This window comes from Brevundimonas sp. LF-1, from assembly GCF_037055305.1.
Lineage (GTDB): Bacteria > Pseudomonadota > Alphaproteobacteria > Caulobacterales > Caulobacteraceae > Brevundimonas > Brevundimonas sanguinis.
This window is the reverse complement of record NZ_CP146349.1, coordinates 1,211,575-1,235,218: the sequence shown is the minus strand read 5'-3', so window position 1 is coordinate 1,235,218 and position 23,644 is coordinate 1,211,575. Positions and strand designations below refer to the sequence as shown.

The window sequence follows — 23,644 nt, the reverse complement described above, 5'->3', positions numbered from 1 at the left end:
GGAATGAGACGCTTGACGACCGGAGCTGCGACCCCATTGAAACCGGGCCGTCGCGCCCTTCTGCTGGGCGCGGCCGCCCTGTTTGCCGCCGGAACCGGCGCTTGCGCGCGGCGTGATGAGGCCGCGCCGTCGTCGCTGCTGACCGACCTGCGCGAGCGACCCGTGGCGATCACCCCGCCGGTGACGAAGCTGTCGATCGACGACAGCCGTTTCCTGATCGCCCTGTCGCTGATCCACCCCGATCCGGTCAGCCTGCTGGCCGCCTGGGCCGGCGACGTGAACCGGCTCAGCCCGGAAATCTACGCCGCCTATCTGGAGAAATCCCCGGCGCTGGCCAGTCTGCCCAGGACGCCCAGTTCGGCCGCCGCCTTCAACGTCGAGGCGGTGCTGGGCGCCCAGCCCCAGGTCGCCCTGGTGTCGCTGGATTCCGGCCCGACCGACGCCCAGACGGCGCAGCTGGAGCAGGCCGGCGTGCGCGTCGCCTATATCGACTTCTTCCAGCACCCGTTCGAGAATCAGCCGCGCAGCCTGTCGCTGCTGGGCGCCATGATCGGCCGCGAGGAACAGGCCGAAGCCTACAACGCCTTCCGCGCCGCCAAGCTGAAAACCATCGCCGAGCGCGTCGCCGGGCTGACGGACGCGCAGAAGCCGACCGTCTTCCTGGAGGCTCACGCGGGCAACGGGCCGGACTGCTGCAACTCGGTCGGGGCCGGAAACATCGGCGACTATCTGACCTTCGTCGGCGCCCGCAACATCGGCGCCGAGGTGCTGAAACAGCCGTCCGGAAAGCTGAACCTGGAGTTCGTGGTCGAGCGCGATCCCGACATCTACATCGCCACCGGCGGCCCGCACCTGGAGAAGACCGGCGGCTTCGTCGTCGGCCCGAAATACGACGCGGAGACGTCGCGCGCCTCGCTGCGCCGCGTGGCCGGACGGCGCGGCCTGTCGACCCTGAAGGCGGTGCGCGAGGGCAAGGTGCACGGCCTGTCGCACCAGCTGATCAACTCGCCCATCGACATCGTCGCCACAGAGGTGCTGGCCAAGTGGATCCAGCCCGAGCTGTTCGCCGATCTGGACCCGCGCGCGACGCTGGACGCGATCAACAAGGACTTCCTGGCCGTCCCCTATCGCGGGGACTACTGGACCGATCTGGTCCCCACTGCCTGATATTCCGCCGCCTGATTTCACCACGGAGAACCGCCATGACCACCCTGCGCCACGGCCTGATGACCGTCGCCGCCTTCGCCGCCCTGGCGATCGCGTCGACCGCCTCGGCCCAGACGATCGAGAAGACCGTCAAGGTCGCCCCCGGCGGCCTTTATGAGATCGTCTTCAACCCAGCCGACAACGACCTCTATGTCGCCGCCGTCGGCCCGCGCGGCGCCAATCAGGCCCAGATCGTTCGCCTGCAGGGCCAGAGCCTGGCGCCGGAGTCCTCGGTCGACGTCTCGGCCAATCCGCTCTACGGCCTGAACCTGAACACCCGCACCCAGATCCTGTACGGCACCGACACCCGCGCCGGCGCGGTCACGGCCATCAACGCCCGCACGGGCGAAGTCATCGCCACCATCCGCAACGGCGACGAAGAAGGCGCTCACGTCCGCCAGGTCGTCGTCGATGAGGCGAACAACAAGGTCTACGTCAGCGTCGTCGGCGGCGAGGCCGGCGACGCCGCCAAGCCGAACCTGATCTGGGTCATCGACGGCGCGACCAACACGGTCGAGCGCACCATCACCGCCACGGTCGGCGGCCTGACCGGCGCGGCTTTGGATCCGGCGACCAACCGCCTCTACGTCACGGGCATGACCAGCAACGAAGTCGCCGCCATCGACCTGGCTACCGGCGAGACGGTCGGCAAATGGCCGTCGCACGGCGACTCCGCCATCAACGTCGCCGTCGATTCCGAAGGCCGTCGCCTGTTCGTCGCCAACCAGAAGTCGGGCGAGCTGACAGTGCTGAACGCCGACACCGGCGCCCTGATCCACAAGGCAGCCACCGGCGCGGGCGCGTTGAGCGTCGCCTATAACGGCGCGGTCAAACAGATCTACGTCGCCAACCGGCAGGCGGGCACGGTGACGGTGCTGGATGCGGACACCTATGCCGTGAAGGCGAACCTGGAGACCGGGACCTTCCCCCAGACCATCGCCATCGATCGCGCGACCAACGCCGTCTACGTCTCGAACAAGGCGCGCGGCCTGCCGCGCGGCGCCCGGCCGGCACGCCGGTCCCGGTCGACCCGACCGGCGACGTGGTGACGCTGATCCGTCCGTAGAACGCCCGCCACCCTCTTCCCGCCGCCCTCTCCCGATGGGAGAGGGCTTGAGCACGCGGCGGCGTAGCCGTCGCCCTTGCGCGAAAGGGTGAGGGTTCTAGGTCGAAGTCAGCGCGAGCTGTTGCTCCAAGGCCTGTACGACGGACGGCTCACGCCGACGGAAAGGGGAAACCCTCACCCTTTCGCCTGAGCCAATCGCTCCGCTCTTGGAGGCTCAAGCCCTCTCCCATCGGAAGAGGGAGCTCTTAACTGAGCACGTCGTCGATCATCACCTGCAGCACGCCGCGATCGCAGCGCTGGACACGGGCCGAGACGCGATAGACCTCGGCCAGGATGGCGGGCGTGACGGCTTCGTCCGGCGTCCCGAAGGCGACCAGCCGTCCCTTGGCCATGACGGCGATCCGATCCGAAACCCGCGCCGCCGCCTGCAGGTCGTGCAGGACGATCATCACCGTCATGCCCCGCTCCGCCGCCGCCTCGCGCGCCAGGTCCAGCACGCGCAGTTGATAGTGCAGGTCCAGCGCGCTGGTCGGCTCGTCCAGCAGCAGCAGGCGCGGCTCGCGCGCCAGGGCCTGGGCCAGGCCCGCCAGCTGTTTCTGGCCGCCTGACAGGCGGTCCAGACGCTGCCCGGCCAGAGCCTCGGCGCCGATGCGTTGCAGCACCTCATAGGCGCGCTCGACCGCCTGTTGGTCGGTGAAGCTGGCGCCGCCCAGCGGCGTGGCGCGGATCGAGGCGACCACCGTCTCCAGCACGCTCAGGGCCACGCCCTGCGGCAGGGTCTGGGGCATGTAGGTGACGCGCTTGGCCCGGTCAGCCAGCGACAGGCCGGTCAGCTCGGCGTCATCCAGCCGGATCGCCCCTTGGCCGGGATCAGCCCGGCGAGCGCGCGCAGGAAGGTGCTCTTGCCCGCGCCGTTGGGGCCGACGACCGACACCACTTCGCCGGGGCTGAGCGGCGGAAGGCTGAGGCCCTCGACGATGGGACGGCCGCCATAGCCGGCGCTGAGGTTCTGGATGTCCAGCCCGCTCATGCCCGTCCTCCGTTGCGGAAGATCAGCACCAGGAAGACCGGCACCCCGATCACGGCGGTGACGATGCCGACCGGCATCAGCACGCCCGGCACGATGATCTTGGACGCCGCCGAGGCCAGCGACATGATGACGGCCCCCGACAGGATGCTGGCGGGCAGGAAGAAGCGGTGATCCTCGCCCACCAGCAGGCGGGCGATGTGCGGCCCGACCAGACCAATGAAGCCGATGGCGCCGACGAAGGCCACGGCCGTCGCCGACAGCAAGCTGACGCGCAGCAGGGACAGGAAGCGCAGACGCTTCACGTCAACGCCAAAGCTCATGGCCCGGTCCTCGCCGAGGCGAAGCGCCGTCAGGCCGCGCGAGGACAGCAGGGAAAAGGGCGCCACCGCCGCCAGCACCACGCCCAGCGCCCCGACATTGCCCCAGGTGGCGCGCGACAGCGAGCCCATGGTCCAGAACACCAGCTGCTGCAGCGCCTCGGCCGAGGACAGGAACTGCACCAGCGCCGTCAGGGCGTTGAAGGCGAAAACCAGGGCGATGCCGAACAGGACGATGTTCTCGACGCCCGAGCCCTTCATCCGCGCCAGGGCCTGAAGCGCCAGCACCGAGCCGAAAGCGAAGACGAAGGCGTTCAGCGGCACCAGCCAGTCGGCGCCGATGAAGCTGGCCCCCACGCCCAGCACGATGGCCAGGGAGGCGCCGAAGGAGGCGGCCGAGGACACGCCCAGCGTAAAGGGGCTGGCCAGCGGATTGTTCAGCACCGTCTGCATCTCGGCCCCGGCCAGGGCCAGGGCGGCGCCGACCATCATCGCCATCAGGGCGTAGGGCAGGCGCACCTGCCAGACGATGGCCTGCTGGGCCGTGGTCAGACTGGACGGGTCGAACACGCCCTGAAGCACCGTCAGAGGCGACATCGACGACGGCCCGGTCACCACGTCCAGCAGCAGGCTGCACAGGGCCAGAGCCGCCAGCCCGCCGATGGCCAGGAACCGTAAGCGCACGTCGCGCCCATAGGCCGCGATCGCGTCGGACGTGACGCCGGGCGTCGCGCCGGAGGCCGCCTTGGACGCGACAGGTTCGAGACTCGCCAACAGCACACTCCATTCAGCGACTGCGTCGCAATACATCTCGGGGCCGAGATGGGCTAGGGTGAAGCCATGGATTCCGCTCCTTGCGTCTTTTCGCCGTCCGCTCCGCCCCTGTCCGGCGGGTGCCGCGCCTTGAGCCTGACCGCCGAGAGCGACGCGCCCGGCCTGATCCTGTGGCTGAGCGCGCCCGAGGGCGAGCCCCCGGCTGAGGGCTGGCCCCTGCTGATCGTTCTGGAGGGCGAGGCCTATTTCACCGCCGCCGCCGAGTGCGCGCGCCGCCTGGCCCGCCGCCCCCAAAAGACGCGCGTGGGGCCGATGATGGTGATGGGCGTGGCCCTGGCCCCCGGCGCCGAGCGTGTGGGGGCCTTCGCCTTCACGCCTGGGCCCGACACGGGCGGCGGCGCGCCTGCCCCGCGCGGCGCCGGCCTGCTGCGCCGACTGGTCGATGATGTGCTGCCGCTGGCCATCGGCGAGGGCGCCGATCCGACGCGCGCCGCCCTGATGGGCCACTCCATGTCCGGCCAGTTCGTGCTGGAGGCGCGCGCCCGCTCGGCGCCCTTCGCCCGCTTCGCCGCCGTAAGCCCGTCGATATGGTGGAACCCCGCCGTCATCGACGCCCAGCCGTCGCAGGCCCAAAGCGAACTGTTCCTGGCCGTCGGCGCGCAGGAGGAGGCGCCCGGCCTGCCCGGCCCGCATCTGGCGCGGCGCATGGTCTCCAACCTGCGGGATTTGGCGGGGCCGCTGGCGCGGCCCTGTCCATCCTGGCCAACGAGGACCACGGCTCGACGCCGTTCGCCAGCCTGCCCGCCATCCTGAGATTCGCCGCGCGTTCGTGAACTTAAACGCACGGAACTTGCGCCTTGAAGCCCAAGGGCGCATGAAATCCGCCCTTCCCTTCGCCTGATCGAGAAATCGCCGTGTCCGACGAAAAGCCCATCGCCACCCTGCCTGAAGGCCAGCCCGTCGGCCGCGTCATCGCCATGCCGGCCGACACCAATCCCGAGGGCGACATCTTCGGCGGCTGGCTGCTGGCGCAGATGGACCTGGCCGGGGCCACCCCGGCGTTCGAGCGTGCGGGCGGCCGCTGCGCCACCGTGGCGCTGGACGGCATGGTGTTCCACCAGCCGGTGTCGGTCGGCGACGAGGTGTCCACCTACGCCAAGATCATCCGCGTCGGCCGCACCTCGATCCGCGTGCATGTCGAGGCCTGGAAGCGGGCGCGCGGCCAGGCCGAGGCCCTGTCGGTCCGCGTGACCGAGGGCGTCTTCACCTATGTGGCCATCGACCAGGACCGCAAACCGCGCGAAGTGCCGCCCGCCTGAGGACGGCCGGAAGTCCCAGCGCGACGGTCGGAAATTCTTGACCTTCGGGGGCGGCGGCCCTACCTCCCCCGCATGGCCATTCGTCGCATCCTGACTATCGATAACGCCGCCGATCTGGCGATCCTGAAGACCGTCGCCGCGCCCGTCGAGGGCGGGGTGACCGACGCCGTGCGCGCCCTGATGGATGACATGCTGGAGACGATGTACGACGCGCCCGGCATCGGCCTGGCCGCGCCGCAGATCGGCGAGCTGACCCGCGTGGTCGTCATGGACCTGGGCGACAAGCCGGTCGAGGGCGCCTCTGACGAGCCGCAGACCGAGGAAGAGGCGCTCGAGCGCCGCAACCCGCGCTTCTTCGTCAACCCCGAGATCCTGTGGGCGTCCGAGGAGATGTTCTCCTACGAGGAAGGCTGCCTGTCGGTGCCGACCTATTTCGACTCGGTCGAGCGTCCGGCCCGCGTGCGCGTTCGCTACCTGAACTATCAGGGCGAGACGATCGAGGAAGAGATCGAGGGCCTTTACGCCGTCTGCTTCCAGCACGAACTGGACCATTTGAACGGCGTCCTGTTCATCGACCACCTGTCGCGCCTGCGCCGCGACCGCGCGGTCGCCAAGGTCAAGAAACAAGCGAGGTTGGCCGCCTGATGTCCCGCAAGACCCGCATCATCGATCAGAGAGAGCGTCGCCGTCTGACCCGCAACGAAAAGGTCGGCGTCGCCAGCCTGGCCACCCTGCTGGCCGTCGCCGCCGTCGGCGTGGTGGCGGGCCTGATCGTCGACCGGCTGCTCGATTTCGACGACGCGCTGGACGCGGGCGGCGAGTGGGACGAAGGCGGCGGCGTCTATACCCGCTGGATGTAATCGGCCTCACGGTCTAAAGGCCTGCCCATGCGCCTAGCCTTCATGGGAACCCCGACTTCGCCGTGCCGTCGCTGGCCGAGCTGATCGCCTCGGGGCACGAGATCGTCGCCGTCTATTCGCAACCGCCGCGCCCCAAGGGCCGGGGCCAGAAGCTGACGCCGTCGCCGGTTCACGCCTTCGCTGAGGCCATGGGCCTGCCGGTCTTCACGCCCGAGAGCATGAAGGTTCCTGAGGCCATCGACACCTTCAAGAGCCTGGACCTCGACGCCGCCTGCGTCGTCGCCTACGGCCAGATCCTGAAGGCGGAGGTGCTGGAGGCGCCGCGTCTGGGCTGCTTCAACCTGCACGGGTCGCTGCTGCCGCGCTGGCGCGGAGCCGCCCCGATCCAGCGCGCCATCATGGCCGGGGATCGCCAGACCGGCGCCCAGATCATGCGGATGAGCGAGGGCCTGGACGAAGGCGCCATCATCCTGTCCGAACTGATGGACATCTACGCCGACGACACGGCGGCCAGCCTCAGCGACCGCATGGCCCATGTCGGCGCCGCCCTGTGGCCGCGCGCCCTGGCCGCCATCGAACGCGGCGGCTTCACCAAGACGCAGCAGGCAGGCGAGCCGACCTACGCCAAGAAGATCACTTCGGCCGAAGCCCGCATCGACTGGACCCGCCCGGCGGCCGAGGTGGACGCCCACATCCGCGGCCTGTCGCCCTTCCCCGGCGCCTGGTTCGAGGTCGAGGCCGACGGCGAGCCGGTGCGGATCAAGGCCCTGATGTCGGCTCTGGCCGACGGCGAAGGCCTGGCCGGTCAGGTGCTGGACGACGCCCTAACGGTCGCCTGCGGAACCGGCGCGGTGCGCCTGACCCGCGTGCAGCGTCCGGGCAAGGCCGCGCAGTCGGCCGAGGAAATGCTGCGCGGCTTTCCCATCCCCGCCGGAACCCTTCTGGACGGGCCGCGTCGGGTCGAGAAGGCGGAGCCTTCTGATCGCGGCCCCCAAGGCTAATGCCCCGGTATCGGTTCACGGTCGAATACGACGGCTCGGCTTACAACGGCTTTCAGGCTCAGACCGACCAGCCGACGGTGCAGGGCGCGATTGAGACGGCGATTACCGCCTTCAGCGGTCAGAGCGTGCGCATCGCCGCCGCCGGGCGCACCGACACGGGCGTCCACGCCACGGGCCAGACCTGCCATGTCGATCTGGACAAGGAGTGGCCGGCGCAGACGGTGATGAACGCCCTGAACGCCCATCTGGTGAAGGAAGCGGTCGCGGTTCTGGACTGCACGCCCGTCAGCGACGACTGGCACGCCCGCTTCACGGCGACCGGGCGTAAATACCTGTATCGCATCCTGAACCGGCCCGGCCGCCCGGCGCTGGACCGGGGCCGGGTGTGGCACGTCAAGAAGCCGCTGGACGCCGAGGCCATGCACGCGGCGGCGCAACATCTGATCGGCCAGCACGACTTCACCACCTTCCGCGACGCCGCCTGTCAGGCGGCCAGCCCGGTCAAGACGCTGGACGTGGCCTGCGTCGCCCGCGTCGGCGAAGAGGTGCATCTGGTCTTCGAGGCGCGCAGCTTCCTGCATCGGCAGGTGCGCTCGATGGCGGGCAGCCTCGCCGAAGTGGGTTTGGGCCGCTGGAGCCCCGCCGACCTGGCCGAAGCGCTGGCGGCGAAAGACCGCGCCCGCTGCGGCCCGGTGGCGCCGTCAGACGGGCTGTATCTGACGGGCGTCACCTATGAGACGGAAGCCTGAAGCCTCGTCCTAACGCTTGAACAGACCGCCCAGGGCGCCGCCGAGGCCGCCCGGCAGGTTGTTCAGAAGACCGCCCAGCATGTCGTCCGCGCCGGCGGCCGTGCCGTTCGGCGTCAGGCGGTCGATGACCTGCGGCAGCAGGGTCGCCAGCGTCGCGCTGGCCTGTTCCGGCGAGACGCCCAGCTTTTTGGCGAAGTCGGCGATGGGGCCGGAGCCGATCACGGCGGCGATCTGCTCGGGGCTGATCGGGGCGTTGCCGCCCTTGCCGACCCATGAGGCCGCCACATCGCCCAGACCGTTCTGGCCGAACTTTTCCGTCAGGCCCGACACCCCGCCCTGGCTTTTCAGCAGATCCGCCACGCCCCCAGCCGCGCCGTCGCCCAGACCGCCCAGGATATTATCCAGAAGTTCCATGCTCATTCCTCCGATTGAGGCGTCACGTTAGTCGGTTTTTCCGACCCGTTCGCCGCCGGAAGGTAAAACATGGCGCCGGCGCCAGCGGGCGCCTCAGCTCTTGGCGCGTTCCGAGCCCGAAGTGACGGCCTGACCGGCGGCCGAAAGGTCGCGGCCGATGCCCGACACCGTGTTGCAGGCGGCGGTGGTCAGGGCGGCGGCGATGACGCCCAGAACGATGAGCTTGCGCATGATGAAATCCCCGTAGATCGATAGAGCGCTTCAACGTGAAGCTTGGCCGTAAGGTTGCATGGCCAACATATCCTCCGATCTGCTAACGGCCAAAGCATGACGCAAGCTTCTGACACCGCCGCCCGCCGTCTGGTCGAAACCCTGGTGATGAACGGGGTCGACAAGGTCTTCTGCGTGCCGGGCGAGAGCTATCTGGCCGTGCTCGACGCCCTGGCCGACGTGCGCGACAAGATCGAGGTCATCGTCTGCCGCCACGAGGCGGGCGCCGCCAACATGGCCGAGGCCTACGGCAAGCTGACCGGCCGTCCCGGCGTCTGCATGGTCACCCGCGGACCAGGCGCGACCCACGCCAGCATCGGCGTGCACACGGCGCATCAGGACTCGACGCCCATGATCCTGTTCGTCGGCCAGATCGCCCTGACCGACCGGGGCCGCGGCGCCTTCCAGGAGGTCGACTATCGCGAGGTCTTCGGCGGCCTGGCCAAGTGGGCGACCGAGATCGAAAGCCCGCAGCGCACGGTGGAGGTCGTGGAGCGCGCCTTCGCCGTCGCCCAGCAGGGCCGCATGGGCCCGGTCGTCGTCGCCCTGCCCGAGGACATCCTGCACGAAAACGGCGGCCCAGCGCCCGTCCGTCCGGTCGCTCCGGCGAAGGCGGCGCTGGACCCGGCCTTCGTCGAACAGGTGCGCGTGCGCCTGAGCCAAGCCGAGCGTCCCCTGCTGATCCTCGGCGGTTCGGGCTGGACCGACGAAGCCACTGACGCGATCTCCGGCTGGGCCGAGCGTCTGGGCCTGCCGGTCGCCCTGTCCTTCCGCCGCAAGGACCTGATCCGCAACGACCATCCCGGCTATGCGGGCGACCTGGGCCTGGGGCCCAACCCCAAACTGGTGGCGCGGGTCAAGGAGGCCGACCTGCTGCTGGTGATCGGCGCGCGCATGGGCGAAAATCCGACCCAAGGCTACACCCTGCTCGACCGCACGAAGACGGCGCAGACCCTGGTGCACATCCATCCGGGTCCAGAGGAGCTGGGCCGCGTCTGGGCCCCCGCCCTGTCGGCGGCGGCGGACAACGCGCTGGCCGCCCTGGCCCTGTCGGCCATCGAGCCGGGCCGGACCTGGCGCGATCAGGGCGCGGCGGCCCATGCCGACTTCCTCGCCTTCTCCTCGCCCATCGAGGTGAACAGCGCCGTCAACATGAGCGAGGTCATCGCCCATCTGGCCGAGGCCCTGCCCGAGGACGCCATCATCACCAACGGCGCAGGCAATTTCGCCGCCTGGCTGCACCGCTTCCACCGCCATCAGGCGCGCCGCACCCAGCTGGCCCCGACCTCGGGCGCTATGGGCTACGGCTATCCGGCGGCGCTGGGAGCCAAGGCGACCCAGCCGGAGCGCGAGGTGGTCTGCATCGCCGGCGACGGCGACTTCATGATGAGCGCCAATGAGATGGCCACCGCCGCCCAATACGGCCTCGGCGTCGTCGTGGTGGTCGTGGACAACGGCACCTTCGGCACCATCCGCATGCACCAGGAGCGGGAATACCCGGCCCGCGTCATCGCCACCGAGCTGAAGAACCCCGACTTCGTCAAATACGCCGAGGCCTTCGGCGCCTACGCCGTGCGCTGCGAGACGACCGGCGACTTCCCGGCGGCTCTGGCGGCGGCGCGCGAGGCGGCGGCGGGCGGGCGCCCGGCGCTGGTGCATCTGATCACCGACGCCGAACAGATCGCCCCGGGGCGGACGATCACGGATTTGCGAGGCGGGTAAAGCGCGCCCTCTCCCGGCGGGAGAGGGCTTGAGCCTCCAAGAGCGAAGCGATTGGCTAAGGCGAAAGGGTGAGGGTTCGCGGGTGAAGTCGGCCGAAGGCCGTGGCGCGACGGCTTGCGCCGACTGACCCCTCAGCCCCTCACCCTTTCGCGCCAGAACGACGACTTCGTCGTCGTGCGCTCAAGCCCTCTCCCGCCGGGAGAGGGTGGGCGTTTCCATCTTCACCTCAATCACCCTCCCGGCTTGCGTCCCGCCACGCTTCGCGAAAGAGTGCGCCCCTTATTGTACCGAGGGGTCTTTCTCATGCGTCGTCTTCTGATTTCATCCGCCGCCGTGCTGGCGCTCTGCGCCGCCGCGCCCGCCGTCATGGCGCAGGCGGCGCCCGCCGCTGCGCCCGCTGAGGCCCAAAGCGAGGACGCGCGGCTCAACGCCTTCTTCGAGCAGGCCTTCGAGGCGCGCGTGGCCCTGAGCCCCCAGCGCATGACCTCGCTGGGCCGCAAGACCGACTACGACAAGCTGGACGACGTCTCCGACGCCGCCGCCGAGCGCTCGCTGGCCCTGCAGGAAGCCCAGCTGGCGCAGATGAAGGCCCAGTTCGACCCGAACAAGCTGAGCGAGCAGAGCCGCCTATCCTGGCGCCTGTTCGAACACGGGGTGCAGCAGGCGCGCCTGTCGAACCAGTGGCGCGACTGGGGCTTCCAGTTCGCCGCCAACGGCAATCCGACCACGGGTCTGCCGGTGTTCCTGATCAACAACCACCGCATCTCAAGCGTTGCGGACGCCGAGGCCTATGTCGCCCGCCTAAACGCCGCCGAGCGCTACATGGGCCAGGTGGCCGACACCCTGACCGCGCGCGCCGCCAAGGGGTGGTCTCGCCGCGCTTCGTCTTCGAGCCCTCGATCGACAACACCCGCGCGGTGATCGCCGGCGCTCCGTTCGACGGCGGCGCCGACAATCCGGTCTGGGCCGACTTCCAGAAGAAGATCGCCGCCCTGGACGCCGATCAGGCGACGAAGGACCGGCTGCTGGCCTCGGCGCGCGAGGCCCTGACCGGCCCTTACAAGCGCGGCTTCGACACCGTCCTGACCGCCCTGGATCAGGTGCGGACCCAGGCCGACAGCGACGCGGGCGTGTGGCGCCTGCCGCAGGGCGAGGCCTATTACAACGCGCGCCTTCAGCTCTCCACCACCACCGACCTGACCGCCGAGCAGATCCACCAGATCGGCCTGGACGAGGTCGCCCGCATCCAGCGCGACATGGAGACGATCAAGGCCCAGGTCGGCTTCACAGGCTCGCTGCAGGACTTCTTCGCCTTCCTGAAGACGGACCCGCAGTTCCAATATCCGAACACGCCCGAGGGCAAGGAAGCCTATCTGACCGACGCCCGCGCCTTCGTGGCCCAGGTCATGGCCGTGGCGCCGCAGTGGTTCTCCAACCTGCCCAAGGCCCCGCTGGAGGTCCGCGCGGTCGAGCCGTTCCGTGAGGCGACCGCCTCCATCGCCTTCTACAACTCGCCCGCGCCGGACGGCTCGCGCCCCGGCATCTACTACGTCAACCTGTCCGACATGACCCAGGTGCTGAAGCCCCAGATCGAGGGCATCAGCTATCACGAGGGCGCGCCGGGCCACCACTTCCAGATCGCCTATGCGCAGGAGATGGAGCACCTGCCCAGCTTCCGCCGCTTCGGCGGCTACGGCGCCTATTCCGAAGGCTGGGGCCTGTATTCCGAGCGTCTGGGCAAGGAGATGGGCTTCTATCAGGACCCCTACTCCGACTTCGGCCGCCTCTCGACCGAGCTGTGGCGCGCGGTGCGTCTGGTGACCGACACCGGCCTGCACGCCAAGCGCTGGAGCCGCGAGCAGGCGATGGACTACTTCCGCCACAACTCCCTGCTGTCCGAGCGCGACATCCAGAAGGAGGTCGAGCGCTACATCACCAATCCCGGCCAGGCGACCAGCTACAAGATCGGCGAGCTGAAGATCGAGGAGCTGCGCGCCAAGGCCGAGGCCGCGCTGGGCGACAAGTTCGACATCAAGGACTTCCACACCGTGGTCCTGGGCTCGGGCGCCGTGCCGCTGGACGTGCTGGGCGACCTGGTCGACGCCTGGATCGCCAAGGGCGGCGGCAAGCCGGCCTAAGTCTTCCTTCTCCCCTCCGGGGAGAAGGTGGGCGCCGGAGGCGCTCGGATGAGGGGAGGTTTCAGCGCACGCGCGGCTGACGTCTCGCCTTCATCCGCCCGCCCCTCATCCGTCATGCTGACGCATGACACCTTCTCCCCGAGGGGAGAAGGGCTAGGAGGCTGCCCATGCCCTTTACCGCCACCGTCCTGACCATGTTCCCCGAGGCCTTTCCTGGACCGCTGGGGGTGTCGCTGATCGGCACCGCCTGGCGCGAGAAGGGGCTGTGGGACCTGCAGACGCTGGACATTCGCGCGTTTTCCGAAGATAAGCGCGGCTTCCTGGACGACACCCCTGCGGGTGGCGGTCCCGGTCAGGTGCTGAAAGCGGACGTGGTGGCCAGGGCTCTCGACAGCCTGGAAGGCCCGCCTAGGCCGCTTTTGTACATGAGCGCACGCGGTCGACCCCTGACGCAGGCGCGGGTTACGGAATGGGCCAAGGCCGACGGCATCGTCGTGCTGTGCGGCCGTTTCGAGGGGGTGGACCAGCGGGTGCTCGACGCCCGGGGGTTCGAGGAGGTCTCCGTCGGGGACGCGGTGCTCGCCGGCGGCGAGGCGGCGGCCATGGTGGCGATCGAGGCGTGCGTCCGGTTGGTTCCGGGGGTTCTGGGTGCGGCGGAAAGCCTGTCCACCGAGAGCTTCGAGGACGACCTGCTTGAGCATCCGCAGTACACGCGACCGCGGACGTTCGAGGGCCACGACATCCCGGAGATCCTGTTGTCAGGCGATCACAAGAAGATCGCTAAATGGCGCCAGGAGCAAGGGAAGCGACGACGCGGGAGCGGCGCCCGGATCTCTGGGAGCGGCATCTCGCCAACTTACAGGTAAAGAGCAAACAAGCTCCGGAGAAATGACATGAACATCGTCCAGCAGCTCGCTGCCGAAGAAAAAGCCCGCCTGCTTGAAGGCAAGACCATCCCCGATTTCCAGCCGGGCGACACCCTGCGCGTCAACGTGCGCATCAAGGAAGGCGAGCGCGAACGCATCCAGGCGTTCGAAGGCGTCTGCATCGCCCGTGACGGCGGCGGCGTGAACGAGACCTTCACGGTCCGCAAGATTTCCTTCGGTGAAGGCGTGGAGCGTCGCTTCCCGATCCTGTCGCCGAACGTCGACTCCATCGAAGTGAAGCGTCGCGGCGTCGTCCGTCGCGCCAAGCTGTATTACCTGCGCGACCGTCGCGGCAAGTCGGCCCGGATCGCCGAGCGCCAGACGGCCCGCAAGGTCGCCGTCCCGGCCACCGGCACGGTCGAAAAGGCGGGCGACGAGGCCTGATTTCAGGCTTCGGCTTCGCGCTGAAGATCAAAAGCCCCGGCGGAAACGCCGGGGCTTTTTTAGTGCTCTTCTTTGAGGGCGCTACCACTCGCCGCGCGGCGGCTCGCTGCTTGAGCGGGTGGAGTGCGCTAGCGCTCGCGGCTCGGCGGCTCGCTGCTGGAGCGCGGGCCGACGCCCGCGAGGCTGTGCTTCAACGCGCTGAGCTGATCAGAGCCCGCGCAGACCTCGCCATAGGCGCGGCGGATGCTTTCCTTGGTCGTGGCCGACAGGGCCTCGTCCGCCAGGGCCCGCTCGAACCGGCTTTTCAACTGATCCTCGCCGCGTTCGACCGTGTCGATCATCGAGACCTCGTTGCGCAGCAGGGCGTGACTGATGTCGCTGAAGGCGCGCTGGGCCTTGGACAGGATGGACCGATCCTCCTCCGGCGATCCGCCGCGCTCGCGCACAGCCGCCTTGAGGCTCCTCGGCCACGCGGCGGCGCTCGGACGCCCGCCCTTCGAACCAGTCGCGATAGGCCTCGCCGGGCGCGTTGACCGCGCCCTCATGATAGCCCTGGGCGCTGTCGATCAGCCCCTCGACCAGACCGTTGAGGACCTTGATGTCGTGACTGTTGCCGCTCATCGGAAACCTCCCTTGGCCGTTTCACAGGTTCAATCCCTGCCAGCAGCGAAGGTTGCCGACCTGCCCGCGCTCTACAGCTTGGTGCGCAGAGACCAAAGTTCCGGGAAGCAGCGGCGCTTCAGAGTCTCGACCAGGTAACCCACGCCGTCGGTGCCGCCCGTGCCCTGGCGGCGGCCGATGATGCGCTCGACCGTGACCACATGCTTATGCCGCCACGTCAGCAGGGCGTCGTCCAGATCGACCAGCTTCTCGGCCAGTTGGTACAGGGGCCACCAGCGCTCGGTGTCGCGATAGACCTCCAGCCAGGCGGCCTCGACGCCCTCGTTCGCCTCATAGGACTGGCTCACGTCGCGGTTCAGCACCGCGTCGGGCACCGGCAGGCCCGCCTTGGCCAGCTGGAGCAAGGCGTCGTCATAAAGGCTGGGCGATTCCAGCGCCGCCTTCAGCGCCGAATGGGCGGCCGGGCGTTCGGCGTGGAAGCGTAGGAAGCGGGGTCCTTCAGACCCAGCATGGTCTCCAGACGACGGAACTGATCGCTCTGGAAGCCCGAGCTGGCGCCCAGGTCGCCGCGGAACTTCAGGTAGTCGGCGGGCGTCATGGTGGCCAGGATGTCCCAGCTCTGGGTCATCACCGACTGGATGCGGCTGACGCGGGCCAGGCTCTTGTAGGCGGGCACCAGATCGCCGGCGCGCACCAGCGTCTGCGCCAGGGCTACCTCGTGCAGGATCTGCTTGAGCCACAGTTCCTTGGTCTGGTGGATGATGACGAACAGCATCTCGTCGTGCTGCTCGGAGCGCGGCTTCTGGGCCGAGAGGATGTCGTCCAGCGCCAGATAGCCGGCGTAGGTCACGCCCTGCGGCTCGTGCTTAGCCGTCTCGATAGCGTGTCCGCGAATGTCGTTTGCGTCGGTCATGAGCCAGCTATCGCCCGATCAGCCGGGCGGGGCCAGACCCTTTTTCAACGCGGCCGCGCCTGGGCTTAGTTGGCGGCGCGGTCGTCGGCGACGGCGTTGGCGGCCATCTGGCGGCCGTTGGCGAAGGAGTCGCGGGCGCCGTTATAGATGAAGCCGTAGGTCGGATAGACGGTGGTGCCCAGATCGTTGATCGGGTTGTACCAGACCTTCACCCGGCTCCAGTCGCCCGAGGAGGAGACGTCGACGACGGTGACGTTCTCTTCGACCTTGCCGCGGCTGCCGCCCCAGTTGGCGTGGGTGACGCGGATCACGCGGTCGGTCAGGACGTCGGAGACGACGGCGACGTGGCCGGCGCTCATCCGGCCGTGGGGCTGGAACACCAGCACCGATCCGGTCTCAGGCGCATCGCCGGTGCGGAACTTGCTGACGGCCTGACGCCACCAGGTCCAGGCGTCGCCGAAAATCTGAATCCCCGAGAACATGCGCGCGAAGGTCACGCACTGCCAATAGGGGTCGCCGGCTTGGGCGGGGTGGTGCTGAAGGCGAAGAACCCAAGGGTCGCCGCAAGGGCGGCGGCTGTGAGCCGTTTCATCATCTGGCGTGCTCCCGACTGAACGCGGACAAGCCTTAGACGATAGGATCAGAATGTTGAAGAACTGTTTCCGACTGTTTCCCCTGTCGATCCACAGATGATCGACGCCGTTTCGCCCATCCGCGCAGGAAACTGCGGGCCGGGCGCTCGATTAGCCGATGAACAATCGCAGCGGCGACAATCAGTCCCGCGATGATCGCCAGCCACAACACCAGAGGAAGCTGCTTGTCTTCATCCCCGGTCAGACGGGCGACGACATTGACCGCCAGTATCTGCCACGGGGCGCACAGCATATAGACGGCGTAACTGATCTCGCCGAGATAGACGGCGGGCGCCGAGCCCAGAACGCCCGCCTTGGCCTGAGGAATGCTGGCCAAGGCCAGGATCAGCAGGCCGCCCGACAGGACGGTGATCCCGTCCCAGCTCAACAGGGCGGCGCTGAACGCCATCACGACCGCCGCCGCCAGCGCCAGCAGTCCCGCGCGGGGCAGGGGCGCGCGGCGATAGACGAGGTAAAGGGCGCAGCCGTAGGCGAAGCAGGGCACGATCCGCAGCGCCCCCATTTGAACGTCGCCTCGGTCAGGCGATAGCCCGCGACGCGCTCGAACCCGACATAGAGGGCGGCCAGCAACAGGGCCGCCGCGCCCGTCGCCACCCACGGCCGCTCACGCAGCTTCCATGCGGCGGCGGCGAAGAGGGGAAGGTCAGATAGGCGAACCACTCGGCCGAGATCGACCAGGACGGATGGTTCCAGCCCGCCTCGCCGGCGAAGCCCCAGGCGTGGAGCATCAACAGATTGGGCAGCAGGGTCTTCCAGCTGAGGATGCCGGAATCGATCGCCATGCCCGCCGCCGTCGCCGCCAGGCCCAGGGCCATGACGCCGAACAGGGTGAATAGGTGCAGCGGATAGATGCGGGCTATGCGCGCCCACAGGAAGCTTCTGTAGCCGAACCGCTTCTCGCCGAAGGCCTGCAGATAGACGTGGCTGAGGATGAAGCCCGACAGGACGAAGAAGAGTTCGACGCCGAGATAACCCTTGGCCGCCAGGGCGGGCATGCCGCCGACCGCCAGGTTCGGCCACATCAGATAGACCACGACCCACAGGGCCGCGAGGAACCTGAGCGAGGTCAGGGGACGGATGTCGATCGGCGTCGCTAGGGGCGTCATGGGACCATCCTGGCCGGTGAACCGACCGGGGACAGCCCGGCCGCGCTGAGGGGATCAGTGCAAGCCCGGCGCCAGCTTGACCTTATTCTACGCGACCGCTCTCGCCCGCCCGCTCGATGGCGGCGACGGCGGCGGCGCAGCCGGTCAGGGTCTCGCCGCCGATCTCGACCTTGGCGGTCAGCGGATAGGTGCGGTCGCTCATGCCGTCCGAGCAGTCGGTCGCCGTCAGGGTGACCGTCAGATCGGCGCCCGCTTCCGTCTTCGTCGTCCAACTGACGAGATTGCCCTGAAGCGTCGGGCCGGGGTTGGCGGCCTTCTGCTCCGGCCGGTCGACGCCGGAATAGGTCAGACCCTGCGGCGTGATCTCCACGGCCCAGAAGGGCTCGGTTCCCAGCACGCGCACCGGCTGGTCCAGATCGACGCCCGCCAGGACGCGCGACTCGGCCTTGGCGGCTTCCGGCGTCTTCTGGCCCGGTTGGGAGCAGGCGGCGAGGACCAGCGACAGGGCGGCGGCTGACAGGAATACGGCGCGCATGGGCGATCCTTTCTGAGGTTCGTCGGCCAAGGTCAGGGTTTGCAGCCGTCCCGTCAAGACAGGCGCCAAAGCGGCGCGGCTGGGTTAATGTGGCCCCATGCCGATTCGTCCCGCACCCGCCACAGACTCAGGCGCCGCCTTCACGGCCTGCGAGTTCTTTGCGGGCGGCGGGCTGGCGGGGCTGGGGCTGCATCTAGGCGGCGCCGGTTTCCGCACCGTCCTGGCCAACGACATCGACGCGGCCAAGGCGCGCGCCTTCCGCGCCAACCACCCGGAGACGCCGCTGATCCACGACGACGTCTGGGCGGTGACGCCCGATCAAGTGCCCGGCGCGCCTGACCTGTGCTGGGCCTCCTCGCCATGTCAGGACGTCAGTCTGGCGGGCGCGCGCGGCGGGCTGAAGGCGCAGCGGTCGGGCGCCTTCTGGGGCTTCTGGAAGCTGATGCAGGGGCTGGACGCCGAGGGCCGCGCGCCGCGCGTCATCGTGCTGGAAAACGTGGTCGGCCTGCTGACCTCGGGCGAGGGACAGGACTTCGCCGCCGTATGCGGGGCCATGGTCGAGGCCGGCTATACGGTCGGAGCGCTAGAGCTGGACGCCGGACTGTGGCTGCCCCAGTCGCGCCCGCGCCTGTTCATCATCGCCATGCGGGGGCCGAGGGGCCGCGTCTGAAAGGCCCCGCCCTGCCCTTCCACTCGCCGCGTCTGACCGCCGCCTGGGCGCGGCTGCCCGCGCCCCTGAAGGCGAACTGGGCCTGGTGGGGCCTGGACGCGCCGCCGCGCCGCAATCTCGATCTGGCGGCGCTGCTGGAGCCGGACGTTCCCTGTTTCGACGAGGCGGAGGCGCAGACCCTGCTGGCCATGCTGTCGCCGCTGCACCGGGCGCGGCTGGAGGCGATCCAGGCCTCGGGCGAACGGCGCGTGGGCGCCGCCTTCCGCCGGGTGCGGACCAAGGACGGGCGGAAGCTGCAACGGCTGGAGCTGCGTTTCGACGGGCTGGCGGGCTGTCTGCGCACCCCTCGGGCGGGTCGTCGCGGCAATATGTGGTCATCGTTGACGGCGGCCAGGTCGCCCTGCGCCGCCTGACCGGGCGCGAGGCGGCGCGGCTGATGGGCGTGGACGAGGCCTATCGCCTGCCCGCCAGCGAAAGCGCGGCGCTGAAGCTGATGGGCGACGCCGTGGCCGTGCCCGTCGTCGCGGCCCTGACGCGCGGCCTGTTCCTGCCCGCCCTGACCGACGACGCCGAAGCCGCAGCCTGAACCATCAGTAATAGAGGTCGTCGTCCTTGCGGTCCTCGGAGCCCTCGATGCCGGGGTCCAGGTGGTTGTCGACCCTATCGTCCCAACCGTCGCGGTCCGACCGGAAGGCCAGAGCCATCAACCCCCAGGCGAGGCCGACCGTGCCAAGCACGCCCAGCCCCATGGCGATCCAGCCGTGCAGGCTCATCTCGCCGCCGCCGATCAGACGCCAATAGGCCGCCAGCCCAAGCGTGCTGACGGCCGATATGGCCACGGCGAGAACCAGCGACCGCAGAAGCCGGACCAGCCGCCCGCCTCTGGAGGTCTTCGTCATGGTTCAGCTCAGCGCTGGACCCACTGGCCCTGGGCGTTCTTGTACCACTGGCCCGTGCTGATGCGCGGCAGCAGCTGGGTTTCGAACATCCGGGCCCCAGCCACTTCGGCGGTGGTGCCGGCGTCGGCGGCGCTGCGGGCGTAGGCCTGGCGGCGGCCGGCGTTGGTCGCGCTGATGGCGGCCTGGGTGTCGCCGTCGACCGAGGTGCGCACGCCGACATAGCCGTCGGCCTGTTCGCCCGCCGCGCCGGCGGCCTTGGCCCGGTCGACCAGAGCCTTCTGCGAAGCGGTCTGGGCCACGGCGGCGCCGGCGGCGATGCCCAGGGCGGCTACTGCGGCCATGGCCACGAAGAGTTTGCGGTTCGTCATGTCAAAGCCCCCTTTCGTATCAGAACAGGTTGGGGTTTTCGCGGAGCAGGTTCTGCAGTTCCTGATCCAGCTTGATGCGGATATCGGCGTCCAGCTTGGCGTAGATTTGCAGCGGCTCGCTGAACTTGATGTTCACCGTAGGCGCGCATGCGGCCAGGCTGACGGCGCTGAGGCCGAGCATGGCGACGATCTGACGCTTGCTGATCATGGGGCCGATCTCCGAAGGCGGCGTTGGAAGTCACCGCCATCTAACGCTGCGGCGAGTGAACGGGTTCTGAACAAAGCGAAGCCGCCGATCAAGGCTGCTCATCCGTCGTCAGCACGGGCGCTTCGCCGCGCCGAGCATATTCCAGCAGATCCGAGACGATCTGGTTGGCGTTCCACGTGGTGTCGAGCGTCAGGTCGATGGGCGTGTCGGACGGCAGATTCAGCTTCTTGTTCATGAAGTCGCGGCGGATAAGCTCCATAAAGGTCAGCCGCAGTTGCTCGCGCTGAGGCGGATCATGGCGGCCGTTGATGCGGAAGCGCACGCCCAGACGGCCTTCGTCCAGACTGTTCACTTCGGCGGTCAGGTCGCTGATCGCCAGGTCCTGCATGGCCTGATAGGCCAGATCCTGCATGGTGTTGGGCGGCAGGTCGGCCGAGTTGGCCCCGCCGCCGGCGCCCAGATCGTCGAACACCTCCGGCTGGATCGACAGACGGCCGGGCCGCACCCCGTTCAACACGCCGCCGACGATGCGCCAGCCCGCCTTGGGGTCATAGGTGAAGGGCAGACGGCCGGACACCACGGCGTCGAGCTCCGCCTTGTCCTGAAGATTGGCGCTCTTCAGCAGTTCATTCAGTTGCACGCCCTCGACCACGATCACCCCGCCCCAGCCCTCGCCCGGCGTCAGCGGCAGGGACAGGGGCTCGACGCTGATGCGCCCGCCTGCGGCCTGAATCTGTCCGCCGCCGATGGTCAGGGCCTTTTCGTCCAGGCCGAACGTCAGCTGGAAATCGGTCAGCGGCGTCACCGTCTGCACGCGGTCGGCGGTCAGCGTCTGATCGGGCGCGGTGATCAGGGGCGTCAAACTGGTGAACTCCACCCGCCCCTTGAGGCCCTGAACCTTGCCCGCCGGGCTGGTGAAATCCAGATTCGGCACGGTCAGGACGCCGGAACTGGTCGCCCCCTCTGCGGTCCAGTCGAACCGCCCCTCGAACCCGGCCGAGCCCTCGACCGGCGACTTTACATAGTCCGCCACCAACGGGCTGAGATCGGCCGGCTGTAGGCCGTGCTCGGTGAAGGTCAGGTTGGGCGCGGCAATGGCCGCCCCGCCCGCCTGAAGGCGCCCGTCGTGGCGCAGGTCGATGCCGCCGACCTCATGGCCCAGTCGGGTGAGGTCGAAACCGGCGGTCCAGACCTCATCGGCCAACTGAGCCTCGCCCTTGGCCTGAAGCGGCAGGAAGCGAGCCGGGTCGGCGACGTCGGAAACCTGGGCCTTGGAGATCGCGGCCCGCATCGACAGCCCCTTGGCGGCGCCGTCGACGGCCAGGCGGCCTTCCGCTTCGGAAAACCGCATCTCCAGGAACGGCGCCGTGGCCTGCACGTCCGCGAGGCGGCCGCGCGCCCACCAGGCCCCGCCCTGGGCCGTGATCAGCGGCTCGTCGCCAGGACAGACCCGGCCCGAGATCGCCTCGACCGAGTTCTCGCCCAGGTCCAGCTTGCCGATCGTCAGAGGGATGCAGTCGTCCGCCGTATAGGTCAGCCGCCCGCCCGACGAAGCCAGTTCGCCCTGGGTGCTGAAGGCGATGTCGCGCGCCGGGCCGAAGTCCAGCCCGGCCCGTCCCTTGAGGCGCGCCGCAAAGCCGCCGCGGGTCAGACGCCACTCGATCCCTTCAAAGCGAGCGTCGGGCAGGCCGCCGCCGCGCGTGGAGGTCAGGCTCAGAGCCCCGCCCCCGCTTGCGCCCTCGCCCGAGGCGAACAGGGGCTTATGATGCGCCTCCAGCCGCAGCTCGCCGCCGTTGGCCGGGCGCGCCGTGATCGGCTGGGGAAGCGTCAGCTCCAGTCCGGCGTTGTCGCTGGACAGGCGGATATGCGGAGCGTTCAGGGCGAAGTCGCCCAGCCCACGCTTCAAGGCGGCCATTTCCGGCAGGTCGTCCGCCGTCGCCGCCCCCAGCGAGGTCACGGCGGCATGATCGGCCTTCAGGGCGCCCTGAACATCGATCCGGGTCACCGCGTCGCGCACGATGTCCAGATTCAGCGCGCCGCTGGCGCCGCGCAGGCTGAAGTCCTTGGCCCGCACGGATCGCGCCTGCAGCGCCACCGGCGCCTGCACCTCCAGCGCGTCGCCATGGCCGCCCGCGCGCACGCTGGCCGAGCTCAGGCTCAGGCCCTCCAGCCGCGTCTCGCCTGCGCGGCCCGCCCCGACGTTGAGGCGCGCGCGCGTCGTCACCGACCAGCGCGCCTTGTCGGCCTCCACGCCCCCGCGACCGCCACTTCGGCGTCCGTCAGACCAAGATCCAGCGCGCGCGCCTGAAGCCCCTCGGCCGCAACCGAGCCCGCCGTGGTCGCCAAGCGGCCCTTGCCTTTGAGATCATAGCGATTGATCCAGCCCGCGACCTGACCATCGAAGACCAGGTCGGCGTTGACGGCGCGGCTGTTCACACCGGCCCCGCCGGCTGCATCCGCAGTGAACCGGCCGGTCAGGGCGACGCGCCCGTCGCCACGCCGCGTCTTCATGTCCGGATAAGGCAGGTCGCCCTTCAGATGCAGGACCGCGCCCTCGCCGCTCGCCTGATCCTTGGCCGCAAACCGTTCGGCCTGAAGATCAAGCGCGACCGCCAGCCGGTCGCCGGTCGTCGTCGCCTCGATCACGCCGCCCAGACCGCGCGCCTCGATCCCGCCGCTCTTGAGCGAGGCCGCAGGCATCCGGCCCGACAACCGCATCAGCTTTCCGTTGTCGATGCGCGCGTCGGCCAGCAGATTGACCGGGCCGTATTCCGTGTCGATGCGCGCCTGGCCGCGCTCGACGATGACCAGGGGCGCGCGCAGATCCGGCTTGGGCGGCTTGCCGGTGAACTCTTCGACCAGAGGGTCCAGACTGCCCAGCGACAGCTTGCCGTCCTTCCACGCCGCGCGGACGATCGGCCGAACCAGCCGCACCCGGCTGGGCGTCACGCCCAGCCGGGCCTTCGACCAGGGCAAGCCCAGGGCGTAATCGACCTCGACCCGCTCGACCTTGAAGTCCGGGTTCTTGGGATCGCCGATGGAGATCTTGCCGACGAAGCCGTTGATCTCCAGCCGCTCGACCTCGACGTCGGCGTCGACGCCCTTGCGCTCCAGCCAGCCGACCAGCAATTCGCGCGCCGCCGCCCGACGGTTCAGATAAAGCGCCGCCGCCAGCACGAGCAGCACCATCAGGGTGACCCCGACGCCCTTCATCAGGGTCCGCACAGCGGAAGGCTGGCGAGGTCGCTCGCGCGGCGAGGAAGGATCGGCGTCTTCGGTCAAGGTCGCGGAACGATCATCATCTAACGGTTGAAGGCGACAACGCCACAAAATGCGCCACGATGACAGTCGTTGCCTTGCGACAACTCTACCGTGTCATCGTCGCCACTACACGACGATCAGACCCTAAAAATGGCGAAGATTCACGACAGGACCGCAGCGAACGTCGAAATACTTCATCAATCCCCCGCCAAGTTAACCGAATGTAACCTGACC

General features: G+C 69.0%; 25 protein-coding genes and 5 pseudogenes. 16 read left to right on the top strand and 14 right to left on the bottom strand.

The annotated features are described in order from the left end of the window. Positions 1–36 precede the first annotated feature (36 nt). Complete coding sequence (locus V8F63_RS06605; protein WP_392354836.1) at positions 37–1,167, top strand: ABC transporter substrate-binding protein; 1,131 nt, start codon at positions 37–39, stop codon at positions 1,165–1,167. A 35-nt stretch (positions 1,168–1,202) separates the two neighbouring features. Next, positions 1,203–2,255 (top strand): YncE family protein, encoded by a 1,053-nt coding sequence (locus V8F63_RS06600; protein WP_392354835.1) that lies wholly within the window; start codon positions 1,203–1,205, stop codon positions 2,253–2,255. A gap of 262 nt (positions 2,256–2,517) precedes the next feature. Here the strand turns inward: V8F63_RS06600 and V8F63_RS06595 are convergent. Both V8F63_RS06595 and V8F63_RS06590 read right to left on the bottom strand, forming a co-directional pair. Then, positions 2,518–3,302 (bottom strand): annotated as a pseudogene (locus V8F63_RS06595) (ABC transporter ATP-binding protein). Then, positions 3,299–4,399 carry an iron ABC transporter permease gene (locus tag V8F63_RS06590; protein WP_392354834.1) on the bottom strand — a complete coding sequence of 367 codons (1,101 nt, stop codon included), beginning with the start codon at positions 4,397–4,399 and terminating at the stop codon, positions 3,299–3,301. Before V8F63_RS06590 ends, V8F63_RS06595 begins: the two are co-directional and overlap by 4 nt. Before the next feature lie 60 nt (positions 4,400–4,459). On the opposite strand from V8F63_RS06590, the gene V8F63_RS06585 reads away from it, so the two are divergent. From V8F63_RS06585 to truA, 6 genes and pseudogenes are all read left to right on the top strand, one after another. Further along, entirely contained in the window at positions 4,460–5,206 is a 747-nt protein-coding gene (locus tag V8F63_RS06585) for an alpha/beta hydrolase (protein WP_392354833.1), read from the top strand. A gap of 101 nt (positions 5,207–5,307) precedes the next feature. Then, the gene (locus tag V8F63_RS06580) at positions 5,308–5,712 is read left to right on the top strand and encodes an acyl-CoA thioesterase (RefSeq protein ID WP_025976153.1); all 405 of its coding nucleotides are present in this window, start codon (positions 5,308–5,310) and stop codon (positions 5,710–5,712) included. A gap of 72 nt (positions 5,713–5,784) precedes the next feature. Beyond that, positions 5,785–6,357: a peptide deformylase gene (def, locus tag V8F63_RS06575; RefSeq protein WP_278070306.1), complete on the top strand. Its 573-nt coding sequence runs from the start codon at positions 5,785–5,787 to the stop codon at positions 6,355–6,357. Continuing rightward, entirely contained in the window at positions 6,357–6,572 is a 216-nt protein-coding gene (locus V8F63_RS06570; RefSeq protein ID WP_312446004.1) for a hypothetical protein, read from the top strand. The genes def and V8F63_RS06570 overlap by 1 nt, the downstream gene beginning before the upstream one ends. A gap of 27 nt (positions 6,573–6,599) precedes the next feature. Continuing rightward, positions 6,600–7,573 (top strand): annotated as a pseudogene (gene fmt, locus V8F63_RS06565) (methionyl-tRNA formyltransferase). Then, positions 7,573–8,322 carry a tRNA pseudouridine(38-40) synthase TruA gene (gene truA, locus V8F63_RS06560; protein WP_392354832.1) on the top strand — a complete coding sequence of 250 codons (750 nt, stop codon included), beginning with the start codon at positions 7,573–7,575 and terminating at the stop codon, positions 8,320–8,322. Before fmt ends, truA begins: the two are co-directional and overlap by 1 nt. Positions 8,323–8,331: 9 nt before the next feature. Here truA and V8F63_RS06555 read toward each other — a convergent pair whose 3' ends face one another. Together V8F63_RS06555 and V8F63_RS06550 are read right to left on the bottom strand one after the other, a co-directional pair. Then, positions 8,332–8,736: a YidB family protein gene (locus V8F63_RS06555; protein WP_392354831.1), complete on the bottom strand. Its 405-nt coding sequence runs from the start codon at positions 8,734–8,736 to the stop codon at positions 8,332–8,334. 93 nt (positions 8,737–8,829) lie between these two features. After that, positions 8,830–8,967 (bottom strand): entericidin A/B family lipoprotein, encoded by a 138-nt coding sequence (locus V8F63_RS06550; protein WP_003166208.1) that lies wholly within the window; start codon positions 8,965–8,967, stop codon positions 8,830–8,832. Positions 8,968–9,063: 96 nt separating this feature from the next. On the opposite strand from V8F63_RS06550, the gene V8F63_RS06545 reads away from it, so the two are divergent. The 5 genes and pseudogenes from V8F63_RS06545 to rplS all read left to right on the top strand — a co-directional run bounded on the left by V8F63_RS06545 (position 9,064) and on the right by rplS (position 14,176). After that, on the top strand, positions 9,064–10,728 hold the full coding sequence (locus V8F63_RS06545; RefSeq protein ID WP_392354830.1) for a thiamine pyrophosphate-binding protein: 1,665 nt from the start codon (positions 9,064–9,066) through the stop codon (positions 10,726–10,728). A gap of 303 nt (positions 10,729–11,031) precedes the next feature. Further along, positions 11,032–11,649 carry a DUF885 family protein gene (locus tag V8F63_RS06540; protein ID WP_392354829.1) on the top strand — a complete coding sequence of 206 codons (618 nt, stop codon included), beginning with the start codon at positions 11,032–11,034 and terminating at the stop codon, positions 11,647–11,649. Further along, the gene (locus V8F63_RS06535) at positions 11,595–12,866 is read left to right on the top strand and encodes a DUF885 domain-containing protein (protein ID WP_392354828.1); all 1,272 of its coding nucleotides are present in this window, start codon (positions 11,595–11,597) and stop codon (positions 12,864–12,866) included. The genes V8F63_RS06540 and V8F63_RS06535 overlap by 55 nt, the downstream gene beginning before the upstream one ends. Before the next feature lie 167 nt (positions 12,867–13,033). Beyond that, positions 13,034–13,758 (top strand): annotated as a pseudogene (trmD, locus tag V8F63_RS06530) (tRNA (guanosine(37)-N1)-methyltransferase TrmD). Between the two features lies 1 nt (position 13,759). Beyond that, entirely contained in the window at positions 13,760–14,176 is a 417-nt protein-coding gene (gene rplS / locus V8F63_RS06525; protein ID WP_025976143.1) for a 50S ribosomal protein L19, read from the top strand. A 128-nt stretch (positions 14,177–14,304) separates the two neighbouring features. Here rplS and V8F63_RS06520 read toward each other — a convergent pair whose 3' ends face one another. The 5 genes and pseudogenes from V8F63_RS06520 to V8F63_RS06500 form a co-directional block, all read right to left on the bottom strand. After that, entirely contained in the window at positions 14,305–14,622 is a 318-nt protein-coding gene (locus V8F63_RS06520; protein WP_392354827.1) for a PA2169 family four-helix-bundle protein, read from the bottom strand. Positions 14,623–14,868: 246 nt separating this feature from the next. Beyond that, positions 14,869–15,710, bottom strand: a pseudogene (locus V8F63_RS06515) (tryptophan 2,3-dioxygenase). A gap of 65 nt (positions 15,711–15,775) precedes the next feature. Beyond that, complete coding sequence (locus V8F63_RS06510; RefSeq protein ID WP_392354826.1) at positions 15,776–16,207, bottom strand: CHAP domain-containing protein; 432 nt, start codon at positions 16,205–16,207, stop codon at positions 15,776–15,778. A 130-nt stretch (positions 16,208–16,337) separates the two neighbouring features. After that, positions 16,338–17,469 (bottom strand): annotated as a pseudogene (locus V8F63_RS06505) (acyltransferase). 82 nt (positions 17,470–17,551) lie between these two features. After that, the gene (locus V8F63_RS06500) at positions 17,552–18,004 is read right to left on the bottom strand and encodes a hypothetical protein (protein ID WP_392354825.1); all 453 of its coding nucleotides are present in this window, start codon (positions 18,002–18,004) and stop codon (positions 17,552–17,554) included. Positions 18,005–18,101: 97 nt separating this feature from the next. Here V8F63_RS06500 and V8F63_RS06495 point away from each other — a divergent pair, with 97 nt between their 5' ends. Genes V8F63_RS06495 through V8F63_RS06485 form a run of 3 tightly spaced genes read left to right on the top strand, consistent with a single transcriptional unit; the run spans position 18,102 to position 19,260 of the window. Continuing rightward, a complete protein-coding gene (locus V8F63_RS06495) occupies positions 18,102–18,674 on the top strand; it encodes a DNA cytosine methyltransferase (protein WP_392354824.1) in 573 nt (190 codons plus the stop codon). Next, positions 18,608–19,087, top strand: a complete 480-nt coding sequence (locus V8F63_RS06490; RefSeq protein ID WP_392354823.1) for a hypothetical protein — start codon at positions 18,608–18,610, stop codon at positions 19,085–19,087. Before V8F63_RS06495 ends, V8F63_RS06490 begins: the two co-directional genes overlap by 67 nt. Further along, positions 19,045–19,260, top strand: coding sequence for a DNA cytosine methyltransferase (locus tag V8F63_RS06485; protein ID WP_392354822.1), 216 nt, complete (start codon positions 19,045–19,047; stop codon positions 19,258–19,260). Before V8F63_RS06490 ends, V8F63_RS06485 begins: the two co-directional genes overlap by 43 nt. Positions 19,261–19,264: 4 nt before the next feature. On the opposite strand, the gene V8F63_RS06480 is transcribed toward V8F63_RS06485, so the two are convergent. From V8F63_RS06480 to V8F63_RS06460, 5 genes are all read right to left on the bottom strand, one after another. Then, positions 19,265–19,573, bottom strand: coding sequence for a hypothetical protein (locus tag V8F63_RS06480; protein ID WP_134582224.1), 309 nt, complete (start codon positions 19,571–19,573; stop codon positions 19,265–19,267). A gap of 8 nt (positions 19,574–19,581) precedes the next feature. Next, positions 19,582–19,941 carry a YdbL family protein gene (locus tag V8F63_RS06475; protein WP_392354821.1) on the bottom strand — a complete coding sequence of 120 codons (360 nt, stop codon included), beginning with the start codon at positions 19,939–19,941 and terminating at the stop codon, positions 19,582–19,584. Positions 19,942–19,960: 19 nt separating this feature from the next. Next, complete coding sequence (locus V8F63_RS06470; protein WP_025976134.1) at positions 19,961–20,149, bottom strand: YnbE family lipoprotein; 189 nt, start codon at positions 20,147–20,149, stop codon at positions 19,961–19,963. An 88-nt stretch (positions 20,150–20,237) separates the two neighbouring features. Continuing rightward, positions 20,238–22,400 (bottom strand): YdbH domain-containing protein, encoded by a 2,163-nt coding sequence (locus tag V8F63_RS06465; RefSeq protein WP_392354820.1) that lies wholly within the window; start codon positions 22,398–22,400, stop codon positions 20,238–20,240. After that, a complete protein-coding gene (locus V8F63_RS06460; RefSeq protein ID WP_392354819.1) occupies positions 22,370–23,431 on the bottom strand; it encodes a hypothetical protein in 1,062 nt (353 codons plus the stop codon). Before V8F63_RS06460 ends, V8F63_RS06465 begins: the two co-directional genes overlap by 31 nt. Positions 23,432–23,644 lie beyond the last annotated feature (213 nt).